Below are 14,491 nucleotides of genomic sequence, written 5' to 3'. Positions count from 1 at the left end.
GCGAGTACGGCCGACCGGGTGAAAACTCCACGGTGGAGTCCCCACGCGTGTTTACTCGAAATAAAAGAAATCTTTTGAGGGCCGACCGCTTGGGTCGTGGTATGGACGCGATTGCCGTCTACGAGGGAGCCGACGAACCGGTCGTGACAGAGAGACCGCGACCGGAGCCCGCGCCCGGCGAGGCGCTGGTTCGGACGCTCCGGGTCGGCGTCGACGGGACCGACCATGAGGTCATCGCCGGCGGACACGGCGGGGCGCCCGCGGGCGAGGACCACCTCGTGTTGGGTCACGAGGCCGTCGGCGTGATCGAGGAGCCGAACGACACGCCGTTCGAGGTCGGCGATGTCGTCGTCCCGACGGTCCGCCGCCCGCCGAACGGCGCCAACGAGTACTTCGCGCGCGGCGAGCCCGACATGGCGCCGGACGGCGAGTACCACGAGCGGGGCATCGTCGGGGCGCACGGGTTCATGGCGGAGTACTTCACCAGCCCGGCAGAGTTTCTCGTCGAGATCCCCCCGGCGCTCGCCGAGTGGGGCTTCCTCGTCGAACCGGTCTCGATCGCGGAGAAGGCGATCGAGCACGCGTACGCCAGCCGGTCGGCGTTCCACTGGGAGCCCGAGTCGGCGCTCGTGCTGGGGAACGGGTCGCTCGGCCTGCTGACCGTGGCGACCCTCGACGAGTCGTTCGACCGGATCTACTGTCTCGGACGGCGCGAGCGCCCCGACCCGACGATCGAGATCATCGAGTCGCTCGGAGCGACGTACGTGAACTCCAACGACACCGCGATCCCGGAGGTGCCAGAGGTGTACGAACCGATGGACCTCGTCTTCGAGGCGACCGGCTACGCGCCCCACGCCTTCGAGACGATCGAGGCGCTCGCGCCCAACGGCGTCGGCGCGCTCCTCGGCGTCCCGGGGGACTGGGAGTTCGAAATCGACGGCGGCCGGCTCCACCGGGAGTTCGTCCTCCACAACAAGGCGCTCGTCGGCAGCGTCAACTCCGGGTACGGGCACTTCGAGTCGGCCGTCGAGTCGCTCTCGCGACTCTCCGACGGGTTCCTCGATGATCTCGTGACCGGCGTCCACGGGCTCGACGACTTCGAGGCCGCGTTCGCGGATGACGACACGACTATTAAAACGGCGGTCGAATTTGCCGCGTATGAAGAACGTTGACGACCTCATCGACAGCGCTGCCGAGCTCGCGGAGCGGGGGCTCTCGAAGGGAGAGATCGCGGACGAACTGAACGTCTCCCGCGAGACGGCGAGCTGGCTGGTCGAGCGCGGCGGCGGCGCCGAGACGGACGAGGCGGCCGCGGACGCGGCGGCGTCGGCCGACATCCACGTCGACTGGTCGGCGCTCGGGCGCGACTCGACCCGCCTCGGCTTCGCGGCGAGCGCGATGGCGGACCTGCTGGCCAAACAGGGCGAGGCGGTCGACCTGACCGTCGGCATCGAGAAGGCGGGCGCGCCGCTCGCGACCGCGGTCGCCGACCGGCTCGACACCGACCTCGGTACGTACGCCCCCGCGAAACACCAGTGGGATGAGGGCGACATCGACGAGCACGGCGGCGGCTTCTCGCGGAACTTCGCCGCGATCCGGAACCGCGACTGCTACGTCGTCGACGACATCATCACCTCCGGGACGACGATGCGGGAGTCGATCGACGCGATCCGCGAGCAGGGCGGCGAGCCGGTCGCGTGCGTCGTCCTCGTCGACAAGATGGGGTACGACGACATCGACGGCGTTCCGGTCTACTCGCTCGTCGACGTGGTGCGCGTCGACCGCGAGGAGTAAGCGCCGAGCCGGTCGGCGGTCGGCCCGTCACGTCGCCCGCCCGTGCGGAACCCATTTGCCTCGGCGTCGCGTATCGAGCCGTATGACGTTCAGTCCCGAAGCCGACGCCGACGCCGAAGAGATCGAACAGCGAGTCGAGACGGTCCTCGCCGACAACGACGTGGTACTCTTCATGAAGGGGAACCGTCTGATGCCCCAGTGCGGCTACTCCCAGCGCGCCGTCGAGCTGATCTCCCAGCACGTCGAGGAGTTCGAGACGGTCGACGTGTTGCCCGCGCTGCCGCAGTACCGCGAGGCGCTGGAGTCTCACAGCGGGTGGGAGACGATTCCGCAGACGTTCGTCGACGGCGAGTTCGTCGGCGGCAGCGACGTGCTCGGCGAACTCGACGAGCGCGGCGAGCTCGCCGCGGAACTGGGCGCCGAGTGAGCCGTCGCCCCCGCCGTTGATCCTCCGGTCCGGGCGCGACGTGCACGCGGATCCTGACACCTCGAAGGGCAGTCCATATAAACCTACGGTGCGTAGCTACGGTAGGTGCGGCCGTTGCCGCCGCCGCCGTGACCACCGGTTCGACCCCACCGCATTCCACAAACAATGACAGGCCGCGTGTTCCGACTCCATTCGACGCTCGAACTGCCACTCGAAGACGTAGAGACGTACTTCGACGAAGACCCCGATCTGCCGGAGGAGATCGACGACATCGACATCACGCGTCGAAACAACACACTCATCATCAAGGCCCTGTCCGACGACGAGTCGATCAGCAAGTACACGCCCACGGCGCAGCTGAAGGCGTCGGTCACGGAGACCCGCGTCTGGGAGGAGGAGCCGCCCCGCGCCGGCGGCCCCCAGTGGATGGACGACGAGGAGGAGGAGATCCCCTCCGAGCTCGTCGAGTTCGCCTGCTTCAAGGGCGACCGCGAGACCGTCCTCCAGAACTCCGCGCTACAGTACCCGATGTTCCGCGTGCTCCGCAAGATCGCGACGCTCTCCGAGAAGGGGACGCTGACCGCGATCACGGAGGAGGACGGCGAACTGGAGGCGACCCGGATCGTCGAAGGTGAACCCCGCCCCGCCAGCATCGAGGTCGTCGAGAGCCCGCAGGGCGCCGGCGAGGGCGACGGCGGCGTCAACTGGCGCGACAACGAGTTCATCTCCGACTGAGGCGGCGCGTTCGCCGCGGCCGGTCCCGCGTGCGGCGTGCGATTCGCGGCTCCCTCGCCGTCCGACCGCCGACTCTTTATCCGCGCGACTCCCTCTCCCGCTCATGAGCAACTGGGTGAGCCTCTTCTCCGGCGGCAAGGACTCCTCGTGGGCCCTGTACCGCGCGCTGGAGGAAGGGCTCGATGTCTCGCGGCTGCTGACCGTCCACCCCGCCGGCGACTCGTACATGTACCACACGCCGGCGACCGAGCTCGCCGAACTCGCGGCCGAGAGCGTTGGTGTCGACCTCGTTGAGGTGTCGCCGGACGACTTCGGCGCCGCAGACGTCGACAACGCCGGCGCGCAGGGTGACGCGGAGCTGGAGCCGATGGAGGCGGCGCTCCGAGAGATCGCCGCCGCGGACGACCTCGACCTCGCCGGCGTCACGGCCGGCGCCGTCGAGAGCGAGTTCCAGACGGACCGGATTCGGGGGATGTGCGACCGGCTCGGGATCGACCTGTTCGCCCCGCTGTGGCAGCGGGACCCGGTCGAACTCGCGGAGGCGATGTTCGACGCCGACTTCGAGATCCGGATCATCCAAGTGGCGGCGTACGGGCTCGACGAATCATGGCTCGGACGACGGTACGACGCGGACGCGCTCGACGACCTGCTCGCGCTCCGCGAGGAGTACGGCGTCCACCCGCTCGGCGAGGGCGGCGAGTTCGAGACGTACGTCGTCGACGGCCCGCACATGTACCGCCGCATCGACCTGACGTACGACACGGTCTGGGAGGGTGACCGCGGTCACATCGAGGTCCGCGACGCGACGCTGGAGTAGAGCGCCCTTTGAAACGGCGAAAGAGTCCCGTTACGGCCAGTTTCCGGCCTGATCGTACGCGTCCACGATCCGACCGATACCGACGACGTACGCCGCGGTGCGGAGGTTGCGGACGTCGTTCGACTCGTAGGTGTCGACCAGCGTGTCGAAGGCCTCCGTGATCACGCGTTCCAGTTCCTCGTTGACGCGCGCCTCGGTCCAACTGAACCGCTGTCGGTTCTGGACCCACTCGAAGTACGACACGGTGACGCCTCCCGCGTTCGCGAGGATGTCGGGGACGACGTTGACGTCGCGGTCGGCGAGCACGTCGTCGGCGTCGGGCGTGAGCGGACCGTTCGCCGCCTCGACGATCAGGTCGGCGCCGACGTCCGCCGCGAGCTCGGCGTCGACCGCGTTCTCCAGCGCGGCCGGGACGAGGCAGTCGACGTCGAGCGTGAGCAGCTCGTCGTTCGTGAGGCCGTCGGCGCCGGGGTAGCCCGTCACCGACCCGGTCTCGGCCTTGTGCGCCTTCACGTCGCGGGGGTCGAGCCCTTCCGGGTCGCGGATCCCGCCGGCGGAGTCGGAGACCGCGACCACGTCGGCGCCGAGGTCGTCGAGCAGCGCCGCCGCGATCGACCCGGCGTTGCCGTACCCCTGAACCGCGACGGTCGCGTCCGCGACGTCGCGGTCGAGCCAGTCGAACGCCTCGCGGGCCGACAGCGCGACGGAGCGACCGGTCGCCTCGACGCGACCCTCGCTGCCGCCGGAGTCGAGCGCCTTCCCCGTGATGACGCCGGGGGCGGTGGTGTTTTCGAGGGTCTCGTAGGTGTCTTTGATCCAGTTCATCTCCCGCTGGCCGGTGTTGACATCCGGCGCGGGGATGTCGCGGTCCTCGCCGATCAGCGGCCGGAGTTCCGTCGCGAACGCCCGCGTGAGTCGCTCCAGCTCGGACTCGGAGTAGTCCGCCGGATCGATCGCGATGCCGCCCTTGCCGCCGCCGTACGGGACGTCGACGACGGCGCACTTGTACGCCATCCAGCCCGACAGCGCCTTCACCTCGTCGCGGGTGACGCCCGGGTGATAGCGGATCCCGCCCTTGTACGGCCCCCGGTCGCCGTTGAACTGCGCGCGGTACGCGCGCACCGTCTCCAGCGAGCCGTCGTCGCGCTCGAACGTCAGGTTCGTCTCCAACACCCGTTCCGGGTTCTTCAGGCGCTCGATGACGCCCGAGTCGGCGTCGACGACCGCCGCGGCGTCGTCTACCTGCTCCCGCAGGCTCTCGAACGGATTCGCCTCCGTAGTCATACGATCAGTCTCGGTGGGCGGTGGTTAACTGTGGCGACCGGTACGGAAATTGTGCGTGCCGACACCGTCCGAACGACGCGCATCGACGCCGATCGAGCGATGTCCGCCGACGCCGATCGAGCGATGCGGGTCGACCCCGTCCACAGCGACAGCCGGGCGGATCGCGACCCGAACGCCGGCCGGGCCACCGATCCGACTCAGCGGGTCCCGTCGGGCGCGCGGTCGAGGATCCGCTCCGCCTGCGCGATCAGCGGCGCGTCGATCATCTCGCCGTCCACCTGGAAGACGGCGCGTCCCTCCCCCTCCGCCTCGTCGCGGGCGTCGAGGACCGCCGCGGCCCACTCGACGTCGTCCGGGTCCGGGGTGAACGCCTCGGTGATCGGGCCTACCTGCGCCGGGTGGATCGCCAGCTTCCCGTCGTAGCCGAGCCGGCGCGCGAACGCGGCGTCCTCCCGGAGCCCCGACTCGTCCGAGAAGTCCGTGTAGACCGTGTCGAGCGCGTCGACGCCGGCCGCGCTCGCGGCGAGGACGACGTGTTCGCGGGCGTACAGCACCTCCGTCCCCTCGTCGGTCCGGGTCGCGCCCACGTCCGCGGCGAGGTCTTCGGCGCCGAACGCGACCGCGTCGGTCGCCTCCGCCGCCGCGATCGCCTCCGCCGCGAGGACGCCCGCCGCCGTCTCGACGAGCGAGAACACCGCGGGATCGCGGCCCCGCTCGGCGCACAGTTCGGCGACGCGCTCGACCCGACCCGCGCCCTCGACCTTCGGGAGCATCACCGCGTCGAGGGTGACCGCGTCGCCGCCCCCCTCTCTGTCGGTACCGATCACCCCGTCGAGGTCGGCCGCGGGCGACTCGGCGGTGAGCCGGACGCAGACCTCCGCGTCCGGGTCGAAGGCGGGGTCCGCGAGCACCTCGCGGACCGCCGCCCTCGCCTCGTCCTTCCGGCCGGGCGAGACGGCGTCCTCGAGGTCGAAACAGATCACGTCGGCGCCGGTTCCCGGCGCCTTCCGCATGAGTTCGGGGCTGTCGCCGGGCGAGAACAGCAGGCTTCGGCGTGGCATGTGCGGGGGTGCGCGGGCGGGCGGCTAAAACCCGACGGCCGCCCCGAGAGCGGTACCGATTTCACGCCGCCGGTCGAGCGGGGGCCCATGCCCGGACTGTACTACGAGGAGTTCGAAGTCGGCGAGACGATCGACCACGCGACGCGGCGGACGATAAGCGAGGCCGACAACCAGCGCTTCTGCGACATGACGATGAACCAGCAGCCGCTCCACCTCGACGCCGACTTCGCCGCGGAGACGGAGTTCGGCGAGCGACTGGTGAACGGACTGTACACGATGTCGCTCGCGGTCGGGATGTCGATCCCGGAGACGAGCGACGGCACCATCGTCGCGAACCTCTCGTACGACGGCGTCGAACACCCGAACCCGGTGTTCCACGGCGACACGATCCGCGCCCGCTCGACGGTCACCGACAAGCGTGAGACGAGCGACGGCGAGCGCGGCGTCGTCACCATGCGCGTGGAAGCGTTCAAGATCGTCGACGGCGACGACGACGTCTTAGTCTGCGAGTTCGAGCGGACGGTCCTCTCCGAGAAGCGGCCGACGGGGGACGGGGACGGCTGACTGCCTCAGTCGTCCTCGCCGGCGAGCAGCAGCCCGAGGTAGGAGGTGCGAACCTGGTCGTCGGCGTCGAGGCCGAGCCGGTCGAGCGCCTCGATCGCCGCCTCGCGCGCCGCGTCGACCTCGCCTTCGGACTCGACGGCGCGTTCGATCTCGACGTACTCGTCGAGCCCGGTGACGGCGTCGAGCGTCACGGTGAACCCGTCGTACGCCCAGAACTCGCGCCGCTTCTCCACCGTCGCGGCCGGCTCGAAGCCGAGCCCGGAGAGGGCCGCCGCGAGCGCCTCTCCGTCGTCGACGCCCGTCTCGTGTTCGGCGCGGGTCTTCGAGGCCTCGTCGAGGAGGGGTCCCTTATAGGTGATCGTCGCCGCCGGGTCGTCGGCGGAGGACGCCGACCCCTCGCCGTCCGACAGCGGCATCTCGCGCCGGATCCGGAGCGCCTCGTCCGTTTCGGCGAACTCGCGGTGCGGCGCGTCGTAGTACGTGTCGCGCTGTCGCTTGGCGGCGACGTGCTCGGCCCCGACCTCGCGGAGGCGCTCTCGCGTCGCGTCCAGGTCCGCCGGTACCTTGATCTCGACCTCGTACATGCCCGGCACTGCGGTCGGACCGCTCATAAGGAGCGCGGGACGCCGCCGTGCTCCGCGACGAACCGCCGCGACCCGTAGGCCGGCGCGTCGGCCGCCGAATCGCCGCTGTCGCCCGCTCGTCGGCGGGCTTCGGGCCGAACCGTGCTTCTTAAGGGTGTAACAGGTGACCTTCAGGTATGAGCGATCAGGAGCAAGCGGACGCGGCCGCCGAGGCCGAGGAGACCGAGACCGAGACTGACGCTGACGGACTCGAAGACGGCGACTTCGTCCGCGTCGCGTACACGATCCGAACGGCCGACGACGACCGCGTCATCGACACGACCGACAAGGAGACGGCCGAGGACGCCGAGATCGACGTCGACGAGTACGACTTCGAGCCCCGGATCATCGCGCTCGGTGCCGGCCACGTGTTCCCCTCCGTCGAGGAGGCGTTCATCGGCGGCGCCGTCGGCGACGAGGGAACGGTCGACGTCCCGGCCGACGACGCCTTCGGCGAGTACGACCCCGACGAGGTCGAGACCGTCAAGGCCGACAAGATCCCGGAGGACAGCCGCTACCCCGGCGCGCAGGTCCAGATCGACAATCAGCAGGGCCACCTCGAGACGATCATCGGCGGCCGCGCCCGCGTCGACTTTAACCACCCGCTCGCCGGCGAGGACCTCGAGTACGAGTACGAGATCCTCGAAGCCATCGACGACCGCGAGGAGCAGGCCGCCGGCATGCTCGGGATGTACCTCCAGGAGGCGCCCGAGGTCCGCATCGAGACGGAGACCGAGGAGGAGGAGACCGTCACGGAGGACGAGGACGGCGAGGAGACCGTCGAGACCGAGGAGGTCGAGAAGGACATCCTCTACGTCACCGCGACGCAGGCGATGCAGATGAACCAGCAGTGGATGTTCCAGAAACAGCAGATCGCGCAGGACCTCATGGACCGCCTCGACCTCGACCGCGTCGTGATCGAGGAGGTCATCGAGGGCGGCGGCATGGGTGGCCTCGGCGGCATGATGGGCGGCATGGGCGGCGCCGGCGCCGGCGATGTCGACATCGAGGAGGCGCTCGAGGACGTCGACGTCGACGCCGACGAGATCGTCGACGAGATCGACGAGGAGTAACGGACCCCGTCGCTGCCGAGTTTCGCTTCTTCGAGACGCTGGTGCCTCGAGCGGCCGCGCTACGCCGCCACTCACTCCGGTGGCTCAGCCCGCAGCGTCAGGTCGACCGACGAACGGATCGCTTTTGCCCGACGCCGCGCCCACACCGGTATGGAGATCGAACGGGCACGCGAGGACGCGCTCGTCGCCGCGGTCGCGGGCGCGACGACCGTCGCGGTCGCGTTGTTGTCGAGCTTCACCGCCGTCGTCTCGGTTGCGACGCTCCCGACGCTGGCGCCGCTCGCCGTGTACGCGTCGTACCTCTTCTCGCGGAAGGGCGGGCCGTACGGAGCGTTCGACACCGCGCGAAACTGGGCGATCGCTTCGGCCGTCGTCGGCGCGCTGACACTTCTCGCGTCCGTCGTGTCGTAGCCGAATCAAGCGATCGGCCGCGTCAGGCGATGTCGCGGCTCGTGTCGACGGCGACCTCGTCGGTTAGTTTCAGCTTCAGCGGCTCCTCCAAGGCGGCGCCGCCGCGGAACTTGGCGACGACGAGCCGGTTCGCGATCTCGGTCCCGGTGACCGTCGTCCGGAGGTCGAACACGATGTCCGCGACCTGTTCCGTGATCCGGCGCGCCTGCGGGTCCTCCCCGCCGCGGAGCGCGTGGAGCAGCGCGACGCCGTCGGCGTCGTCGACCCGAGCACGCACGCCGTCGAGGAACTCGGCGTACGCCGCCGGAGACGCGCCGCGCTCCAGCGGCTCCACGGAGTCGACGATCAGCGTTCCCTCCTCCGGGAGATCGGTCGTGAGCGACGCCGCCTCGTCGAGGTCGCCGACCTCGTCGGTGGCCTCCACCGTCGTCTCCCCGTCCCCGTCGCGGCTGAGCGCCGCCTCCACCGCCCCGGCCGATCGGACGGTCGTGAGGTAGCGGCACCTCCGAACGCGGGCGAACCGGTCCAAGATGAGCTCGGACTGGCTGTCGGGGTTCGCCTTCAACACGACGACGCTACCGCTCGGGAACCCCCCGCCGAACTGTCGGTCCAGCACCGAGACCCCGGTCGGAAGCGTCTCCATACGATCGCTGCCGCCCGTGGAGGTTTGGGTCTGTCGGTGGCGGCTCTCTCGACCGGTCTCGCCACCGAAATCCGCCGCCCCGGAGTCGGCCGCGTCCGTGATTCTCACGCGATCTGCCACCCGTCCGCCGCCGCCGTCTCGCCGAGTCGCCGAGCGAGTTCGTCGTACGCGCTCCGGACCGCGGGGTCGGACAGCGGCTCGGCTCCGCCGTCGGGAACCGCACCGAGGACGGGACAGCCGAGCAGCGTCGCAACCGAGTCCGGTACGCTCGCCTCGCCGACGGCGACCGCCCCGACCGGCGGGCAGTCGAGGCGGCGAGCGATCGCCGCCGTCTTCGCGGCGTCACGGAGCGCGGCGCGGCGGAGCGGCGTCGCGATCAGCGCGCGGTCCGCGGCCCGAAGCGGCGCGGCCGCGTCCGCCGACGCGCCCGCCGGGCAGTCGAGCAACACCGGCGCGCCGTCGGGCGTCGCGCCGTCGAGCGCCGCGAGCGCTCCGAACGCGTCGACCGATCGCGGCGCGTCCGGGGCGGCGAGAACGGTCGGCTCGGAGCGGTCGGGACGGACCGGAACGGTCCCGCGGACCGCGTCGCGGACCGTCGTCTCGTCCTCTGGACCGCCAGGGAGATCGGGATCGGCCGGACCGCCGTCGGTCGCGGTCTCCGCTGCGAGCCGCGCGAGGTTCGGCAGATCCCAGTCGGCGTCGGCCGCGATGGTCCGCGCGCCGCGCCGCGAGAGTGCGCGCGCGAGCCCGAGGGTGGTGGTCGTCTTTCCGCTTCCGCCCTTGCCGCCGGCGACGGCTATCACGGGGGTGGTGCGTCGGTATTCGTCATAAGGAGCGGGCCGGTCGCCGGGGGTGCGGGCGTTCGGCTCGCCGGAACGACGGGCGTAGTCCGCGAGTCAGTCCTGACAGCAGCCGCCGGCTTCCCCGCCGAAGTCGACCGCGAGGGGCTCCGAGATGGCTTCGTTGATCGCTTCGAGGGTCTCGTTCAGCTCGTCTTGCGCGTCGAGGTACTCGCTCATCACCGGCATCGAGTGGAGCTCGTCCTGCGCCTCCTGAACGCGCTGAAGTTCGGCGTTCGTCGCCTGCCCGGTCTGGCGGGCCTGCATGAACTCCGCGCGAAGCTGCTCGAACTCGTCGATCGCCGCTTGTACCTCCTCGTCTCGCTGGACCGCGGCCCTCGTCTCCTCGAAGCGCTCGTACTCCGGGGTTTCGGCGATGCGTTCGCCGAGCTCTCGACCGAGGTCCTCGATGGAGACCTGTTCGACGCTCATGTTCTGACATCGTGGCCGAGCGGTTTGAACCTGCCGGAGCCGGGGCTCGGCGGCGACGTTCGGGGTTCGCTACGCCGTCCGAGACGCGACGAACTCGACGACGGCATCGAGCTCTTGCGGGCCGATGCCGTGGCCGCCCGGGAAGCTCCCGCTCGCGACATCGGCGTCGAGAGTTTCGAACCGTTCGACGGCCGCGGTCGTCCGCGACTCGGGAATCACCCGGTCGCCGGCGCCGGCGCCGACGAAGACCGGCTTCCCCTCGATCCCGTCCGGGTCGAGGTCGGCGTGCGACTCCGCGAGGTACCCGTGGAGGGCGACGACCCACGCGTAGCGGTCAGGGTCCTCCAAGAGGAGCGAGAGGCTCGTTATCGCGCCCTGACTGAACCCGAGCAGCCCGAGCCGGTCGGCGTCGAGTCCGTAGGCGTCGACCGCGCGCTCGACGCTCTCACCGATCAGGTCGAGGCTCCGCCGGAAGTCGTCGGCGTCCGGTTGGCTGGACTCCAGCCCGCCCGCCGAGAGGTCCAGTTCGTACCACGTGTACCCGCCCTGAAGCGGGTCGGGAGCGCGAAGGCTGACGACGTGGAGCTCGTCGGGCAGTTCGGCCGCGACCGGGAGGAGGTCCTCCTCGTCGGCGCCGCGCCCGTGGAGGACGAAGACGGCGGGCGCGGGCTCGCCGCCGGACTCCTCGTCGGGGGCGACGTGAACGTGTTCGAGCGGAATCTCGGTCATCGGTGCGGGGTTAGCGAGGGCGGCTGTTAGGTCCGTCGACCGCGGCAGCGCGTCGGTTCGGCGGGCCGCTCGTCGTCTCAGGATCGGCCGACTTGGACGCCGAGTGCGACGCGTCGAGACGCCGTGACGACCCCGGCGCGGGGCGAGGGATTCCGACGATCACGAACGTCTGGGACGAAACTCGGGGTCGAACGCGCCGTTTAACCGTCCTGCCGCACAATCCGGTCGACATGAGCGGCTCCACCGAGGGCGACCTGACGAAGACGGGGATGGCCCTCAAGCACGACCGCGAGTGGGACTACGAGCTCGACCGAATCTTGGAGGCCATCGAGGAGCGCGACGCTTCGAAGGTCGGCTTACAGTTCCCCGAGGGGCTCAAGCGCCGCGGTCCGAAGGTCGCGGACGACCTCCGCGAGGTCGCACCCGACGACGTCACGTTCATGCTCTCGGGGCAGCCCTGCTACGGGGCCTGCGACCTCGACACGTACCTGATGCGGCGGACGGACGTGTTCGTTCACTTCGGCCACACGCCGATGAAGGAGTCCGACAGCATCGTTTACGTCCCGCTGTTCTCGAACGTCGACCCGTTCCCGATCATGGAGGACGCGCTGGAGGAGGAACTCGCGTCCCCCGAAGAGGACGCCGACGTGGGCCTCGTCACGACCGCCCAGCACATGAACCGGTTCGAAGAGATGACGGACTGGCTGGAGGAGCGCGGCTACGAGGTCCACACCCGCCGGGGCGACGACCGCCTCACGAAGGAGGGGCAGGTGCTCGGCTGTAACTACGCCTCCGCGGACATCGACGCCGAGCAGGTGCTGTACGTCGGCGGCGGGAAGTTCCACCCGGTCGGGCTGGCGATGGAGCACCCGGACAAGCGCGTCGTCATCGCGGACCCGGTCAACAACGCCGTCTCGGTCGCCGAACACGACCAGTTCCTCAAGCAGCGCTACGCCGCGGTCCACAAGGCGATGGACGCCGAGAAGTGGGGCGTCATCTTCTGTACGAAGATCGGGCAGGGCCGCTGGGAGAAGGCCCAGGAGATCGTCGACAACAACGACAACGCCTACCTGATCACGATGGACGAGGTGACGCCGGACCGCCTCCGGAACTTCGACATGGACGCGTTCGTCAACACCGGCTGCCCGCGGATCACGACCGACGACGGCCCGCGGTTCCACAAGCCGATGCTGACGCCGGGCGAGTACGAGGCCGCGATCGGGGAGAAGCCGCTCGACTCGATCGAGTTCGACACGTTCCACGACACCTGGTAGGGCGGCGCACGGAAGCAGGAGACGCTATTTTTTGGGTACCGTCCTCGGAGGGGAATCGCCGTCACGCTTCGTTCGGCGGATGGAAAAAGAGCCCGTCGACCACGAGGGCCCCGGCCGCGAGCGACGCGCCAGCGACGGGAACCGCGTTCCCTTGCGCGAGGAGCGACCCGACCGCGTACACGGCGCAGAACGCGAGCGGGATCGCGAGCAGGACGAGGTCGGCGCGGTCGAGGCCGTCGAGGACCGCCCCCTGTCCGCGGTGGCTCCCGCTCATTCCATGTACCCGAGGTCGCGGAGCTTCTGTGCGATCTGCTTCGCCTCCGCCTCGGAGACCCCGTCGTCCGACTCCATCTCCTGAACAACGACGTGTTTCACGAACTCCTTGACGGAGCCGAACGGTTCGTCTTCGATGTACTCCTCCACGTCCGCGACGAACTCCTTCCGCAGCGAAATCGTGGTGTACTCGCTCATTGGCAAACATCTCCCGCTCCGCCGACAAAAATTTAATTATATCTAATTAGGCCGTTCCGCGGCCCGACACGCTCGATCGGTGAGCGTTCGTCGAAGGGGCCGGCCTCGCGAGCGATCGGCTCGGCGAGCGCCGAGCGGCGAACGACCAACATTCGATGGAAGCGGCCCTGCCGGCGCGCGTCGGAACAACGTTTATCTGCCGAGCGGACGGGCGTTGAGGGTAAGGTTCTCCGTGATGTCCACACCCAGCGGTTCGATCACCGTCGTCCTCGCCGCGGGAACGCCCGACCGAGCCGCGGAGCTGAAGGACTCGCTTGAGCGCGCGGACGACCGCCTCGCCGTCGAGCCGGTCGCGGGGGCCGACGCGGCCGCGGAGATAATCGAGGACTCGCCCGTCGATTGTCTGGTCACGGTCGGCGACCCGGCGGAACGGACCGGCCTCTCCCTCGTTTCGACGGCCCGCGATCGGCACCCGGAGCTTCCGATCCTGGTTTGCCCCGACCAGACGCTCGACGCGCCCGCCGTGTCCGCGGCGTTCGACGCGGGCGCCACCGACGTCGCGAGGGCGTGTCCCGATTCGGACCGGACGCCCGTCCTCGTTCACCGGATATCGAACGCCGTCGCGTCCGCCCGCGCCGTCGCGGAGGCGGAGCGGCAGCGCGACCGGTTCGAGGAGTTCGTCCAGGGCGTCTCTCACGACCTGCGGAGTCCGCTCAACGTCGCGCAGGGTCGGCTCGCGATGGCGCAAGCGGAGGGCGGCGGCGAACACGTCGACGACGCGGCGTCAGCGGTCGACCGGACGCTGGAACTGCTCTCCGACCTGTTGACGCTCGCGGAACAGGGCGAGCGGCCGGAAGACCTCGATCCGGTCGAACTGGCGGCCCTCGCCGACGAGTGTTGGGCGAACGTCGCGACCGGCGACGCCACGCTGACCGTCGACACCGACCGGCGTATCCTCGCCGACAGCGGGCGGCTGAAGCGGCTGTTGGAGAACCTGTTCCGGAACAGCGTGGAACACGGCGGCGACGACGTGGTCGTCGTTATCGGCGACATCTCCCCGATGTACACGACGACGCGCGCCGGCGCGGTCCTGCCGGCGGGGTTCTTCGTGGCGGACGACGGGCCGGGAATCTCGCCGGAAGCGCGCGACCGCGTGTTCGAGGTGGGGTACACGACGGGCGCGAACGGGACCGGCTTCGGACTGAACATCGTCAGCGAGGTCGCCAGGGCCCACGGGTGGGAGGTCACCGTCTCCGAGGGGGCGCGAGGCGGTGCCAGGTTCGACGTGACCGGCGTCGAGTTCGACGACTGACC

General features: G+C 69.9%; 19 protein-coding genes. 10 read left to right on the top strand and 9 right to left on the bottom strand.

The window, feature by feature from the left end:
• Window positions 1-101 precede the first annotated feature (101 nt).
• The 5 genes from EXE52_RS01325 to EXE52_RS01305 all read left to right on the top strand — a co-directional run bounded on the left by EXE52_RS01325 (window position 102) and on the right by EXE52_RS01305 (window position 3,773).
• Window positions 102-1,172, top strand: a complete 1,071-nt coding sequence (locus EXE52_RS01325) for a glucose 1-dehydrogenase (protein WP_086215345.1) — start codon at window positions 102-104, stop codon at window positions 1,170-1,172.
• Window positions 1,159-1,794: a transcriptional regulator GfcR gene (gfcR, locus tag EXE52_RS01320; protein WP_049930004.1), complete on the top strand. Its 636-nt coding sequence runs from the start codon at window positions 1,159-1,161 to the stop codon at window positions 1,792-1,794. The genes EXE52_RS01325 and gfcR overlap by 14 nt, the downstream gene beginning before the upstream one ends.
• Before the next feature lie 82 nt (window positions 1,795-1,876).
• Window positions 1,877-2,221 carry a glutaredoxin gene (locus EXE52_RS01315; protein ID WP_049930003.1) on the top strand — a complete coding sequence of 115 codons (345 nt, stop codon included), beginning with the start codon at window positions 1,877-1,879 and terminating at the stop codon, window positions 2,219-2,221.
• 165 nt (window positions 2,222-2,386) lie between these two features.
• Window positions 2,387-2,956, top strand: a complete 570-nt coding sequence (locus EXE52_RS01310; RefSeq protein ID WP_049930001.1) for a hypothetical protein — start codon at window positions 2,387-2,389, stop codon at window positions 2,954-2,956.
• Window positions 2,957-3,059: 103 nt separating this feature from the next.
• Complete coding sequence (locus EXE52_RS01305; protein WP_137703400.1) at window positions 3,060-3,773, top strand: diphthine--ammonia ligase; 714 nt, start codon at window positions 3,060-3,062, stop codon at window positions 3,771-3,773.
• A 30-nt stretch (window positions 3,774-3,803) separates the two neighbouring features.
• Here EXE52_RS01305 and EXE52_RS01300 read toward each other — a convergent pair whose 3' ends face one another.
• Complete coding sequence (locus EXE52_RS01300) at window positions 3,804-5,057, bottom strand: Glu/Leu/Phe/Val dehydrogenase (protein WP_089307814.1); 1,254 nt, start codon at window positions 5,055-5,057, stop codon at window positions 3,804-3,806.
• 197 nt (window positions 5,058-5,254) lie between these two features.
• A complete protein-coding gene (locus tag EXE52_RS01295; protein ID WP_089307813.1) occupies window positions 5,255-6,118 on the bottom strand; it encodes a CoA ester lyase in 864 nt (287 codons plus the stop codon).
• Between the two features lie 87 nt (window positions 6,119-6,205).
• Here EXE52_RS01295 and EXE52_RS01290 point away from each other — a divergent pair, with 87 nt between their 5' ends.
• Window positions 6,206-6,682, top strand: a complete 477-nt coding sequence (locus EXE52_RS01290) for a MaoC family dehydratase (protein ID WP_089307812.1) — start codon at window positions 6,206-6,208, stop codon at window positions 6,680-6,682.
• 5 nt (window positions 6,683-6,687) lie between these two features.
• Here EXE52_RS01290 and cyaB read toward each other — a convergent pair whose 3' ends face one another.
• Entirely contained in the window at window positions 6,688-7,266 is a 579-nt protein-coding gene (cyaB, locus tag EXE52_RS01285) for a class IV adenylate cyclase (RefSeq protein ID WP_089307811.1), read from the bottom strand.
• A 176-nt stretch (window positions 7,267-7,442) separates the two neighbouring features.
• On the opposite strand from cyaB, the gene EXE52_RS01280 reads away from it, so the two are divergent.
• Complete coding sequence (locus tag EXE52_RS01280; RefSeq protein WP_049929994.1) at window positions 7,443-8,378, top strand: peptidylprolyl isomerase; 936 nt, start codon at window positions 7,443-7,445, stop codon at window positions 8,376-8,378.
• A 150-nt stretch (window positions 8,379-8,528) separates the two neighbouring features.
• Window positions 8,529-8,789, top strand: a complete 261-nt coding sequence (locus EXE52_RS01275) for a hypothetical protein (protein WP_049929993.1) — start codon at window positions 8,529-8,531, stop codon at window positions 8,787-8,789.
• 22 nt (window positions 8,790-8,811) lie between these two features.
• On the opposite strand, the gene EXE52_RS01270 is transcribed toward EXE52_RS01275, so the two are convergent.
• The 4 genes from EXE52_RS01270 to EXE52_RS01255 all read right to left on the bottom strand — a co-directional run bounded on the left by EXE52_RS01270 (window position 8,812) and on the right by EXE52_RS01255 (window position 11,432).
• On the bottom strand, window positions 8,812-9,432 hold the full coding sequence (locus tag EXE52_RS01270) for a transcriptional regulator (protein WP_086215340.1): 621 nt from the start codon (window positions 9,430-9,432) through the stop codon (window positions 8,812-8,814).
• 104 nt (window positions 9,433-9,536) lie between these two features.
• Window positions 9,537-10,235: a P-loop NTPase gene (locus tag EXE52_RS01265; protein WP_089307810.1), complete on the bottom strand. Its 699-nt coding sequence runs from the start codon at window positions 10,233-10,235 to the stop codon at window positions 9,537-9,539.
• A 93-nt stretch (window positions 10,236-10,328) separates the two neighbouring features.
• Window positions 10,329-10,703, bottom strand: a complete 375-nt coding sequence (locus EXE52_RS01260) for a YlbF family regulator (RefSeq protein ID WP_049929990.1) — start codon at window positions 10,701-10,703, stop codon at window positions 10,329-10,331.
• Window positions 10,704-10,772: 69 nt separating this feature from the next.
• A complete protein-coding gene (locus EXE52_RS01255) occupies window positions 10,773-11,432 on the bottom strand; it encodes an alpha/beta hydrolase (RefSeq protein WP_049929989.1) in 660 nt (219 codons plus the stop codon).
• A gap of 230 nt (window positions 11,433-11,662) precedes the next feature.
• Between EXE52_RS01255 and dph2 the strand changes: the two genes are divergently transcribed.
• Window positions 11,663-12,706, top strand: coding sequence for a diphthamide biosynthesis enzyme Dph2 (gene dph2, locus EXE52_RS01250; RefSeq protein WP_086215337.1), 1,044 nt, complete (start codon window positions 11,663-11,665; stop codon window positions 12,704-12,706).
• A gap of 61 nt (window positions 12,707-12,767) precedes the next feature.
• On the opposite strand, the gene EXE52_RS01245 is transcribed toward dph2, so the two are convergent.
• Together EXE52_RS01245 and EXE52_RS01240 are read right to left on the bottom strand one after the other, a co-directional pair.
• Window positions 12,768-12,980 carry a hypothetical protein gene (locus EXE52_RS01245; RefSeq protein ID WP_089307809.1) on the bottom strand — a complete coding sequence of 71 codons (213 nt, stop codon included), beginning with the start codon at window positions 12,978-12,980 and terminating at the stop codon, window positions 12,768-12,770.
• On the bottom strand, window positions 12,977-13,177 hold the full coding sequence (locus tag EXE52_RS01240; protein ID WP_049929984.1) for a hypothetical protein: 201 nt from the start codon (window positions 13,175-13,177) through the stop codon (window positions 12,977-12,979). Before EXE52_RS01240 ends, EXE52_RS01245 begins: the two co-directional genes overlap by 4 nt.
• 235 nt (window positions 13,178-13,412) lie before the next feature.
• Between EXE52_RS01240 and EXE52_RS01235 the strand changes: the two genes are divergently transcribed.
• Entirely contained in the window at window positions 13,413-14,489 is a 1,077-nt protein-coding gene (locus tag EXE52_RS01235; RefSeq protein ID WP_089307808.1) for a HAMP domain-containing sensor histidine kinase, read from the top strand.
• Window positions 14,490-14,491: the final 2 nt, after the last annotated feature.

It is taken from the genome of Halorubrum sp. CGM4_25_10-8A (assembly GCF_005435025.1).
Taxonomy (GTDB): domain Archaea; phylum Halobacteriota; class Halobacteria; order Halobacteriales; family Haloferacaceae; genus Halorubrum; species Halorubrum ezzemoulense.
This window is presented reverse-complemented; position numbering and strand designations above follow the sequence as displayed.

Coding starts and splice junctions, on each gene's coding strand:
- EXE52_RS01325 (WP_086215345.1), top strand. CDS start 102: ATGGACGCGATTGCCGTCTACGAGGGAGCCGACGAACCGGTCGTGACA.
- gfcR (WP_049930004.1), top strand. CDS start 1,159: ATGAAGAACGTTGACGACCTCATCGACAGCGCTGCCGAGCTCGCGGAG.
- EXE52_RS01315 (WP_049930003.1), top strand. CDS start 1,877: ATGACGTTCAGTCCCGAAGCCGACGCCGACGCCGAAGAGATCGAACAG.
- EXE52_RS01310 (WP_049930001.1), top strand. CDS start 2,387: ATGACAGGCCGCGTGTTCCGACTCCATTCGACGCTCGAACTGCCACTC.
- EXE52_RS01305 (WP_137703400.1), top strand. CDS start 3,060: ATGAGCAACTGGGTGAGCCTCTTCTCCGGCGGCAAGGACTCCTCGTGG.
- EXE52_RS01300 (WP_089307814.1), bottom strand. CDS start 5,057: ATGACTACGGAGGCGAATCCGTTCGAGAGCCTGCGGGAGCAGGTAGAC.
- EXE52_RS01295 (WP_089307813.1), bottom strand. CDS start 6,118: ATGCCACGCCGAAGCCTGCTGTTCTCGCCCGGCGACAGCCCCGAACTC.
- EXE52_RS01290 (WP_089307812.1), top strand. CDS start 6,206: ATGCCCGGACTGTACTACGAGGAGTTCGAAGTCGGCGAGACGATCGAC.
- cyaB (WP_089307811.1), bottom strand. CDS start 7,266: ATGTACGAGGTCGAGATCAAGGTACCGGCGGACCTGGACGCGACGCGA.
- EXE52_RS01280 (WP_049929994.1), top strand. CDS start 7,443: ATGAGCGATCAGGAGCAAGCGGACGCGGCCGCCGAGGCCGAGGAGACC.
- EXE52_RS01275 (WP_049929993.1), top strand. CDS start 8,529: ATGGAGATCGAACGGGCACGCGAGGACGCGCTCGTCGCCGCGGTCGCG.
- EXE52_RS01270 (WP_086215340.1), bottom strand. CDS start 9,432: ATGGAGACGCTTCCGACCGGGGTCTCGGTGCTGGACCGACAGTTCGGC.
- EXE52_RS01260 (WP_049929990.1), bottom strand. CDS start 10,703: ATGAGCGTCGAACAGGTCTCCATCGAGGACCTCGGTCGAGAGCTCGGC.
- EXE52_RS01255 (WP_049929989.1), bottom strand. CDS start 11,432: ATGACCGAGATTCCGCTCGAACACGTTCACGTCGCCCCCGACGAGGAG.
- dph2 (WP_086215337.1), top strand. CDS start 11,663: ATGAGCGGCTCCACCGAGGGCGACCTGACGAAGACGGGGATGGCCCTC.
- EXE52_RS01245 (WP_089307809.1), bottom strand. CDS start 12,980: ATGAGCGGGAGCCACCGCGGACAGGGGGCGGTCCTCGACGGCCTCGAC.
- EXE52_RS01240 (WP_049929984.1), bottom strand. CDS start 13,177: ATGAGCGAGTACACCACGATTTCGCTGCGGAAGGAGTTCGTCGCGGAC.
- EXE52_RS01235 (WP_089307808.1), top strand. CDS start 13,413: ATGTCCACACCCAGCGGTTCGATCACCGTCGTCCTCGCCGCGGGAACG.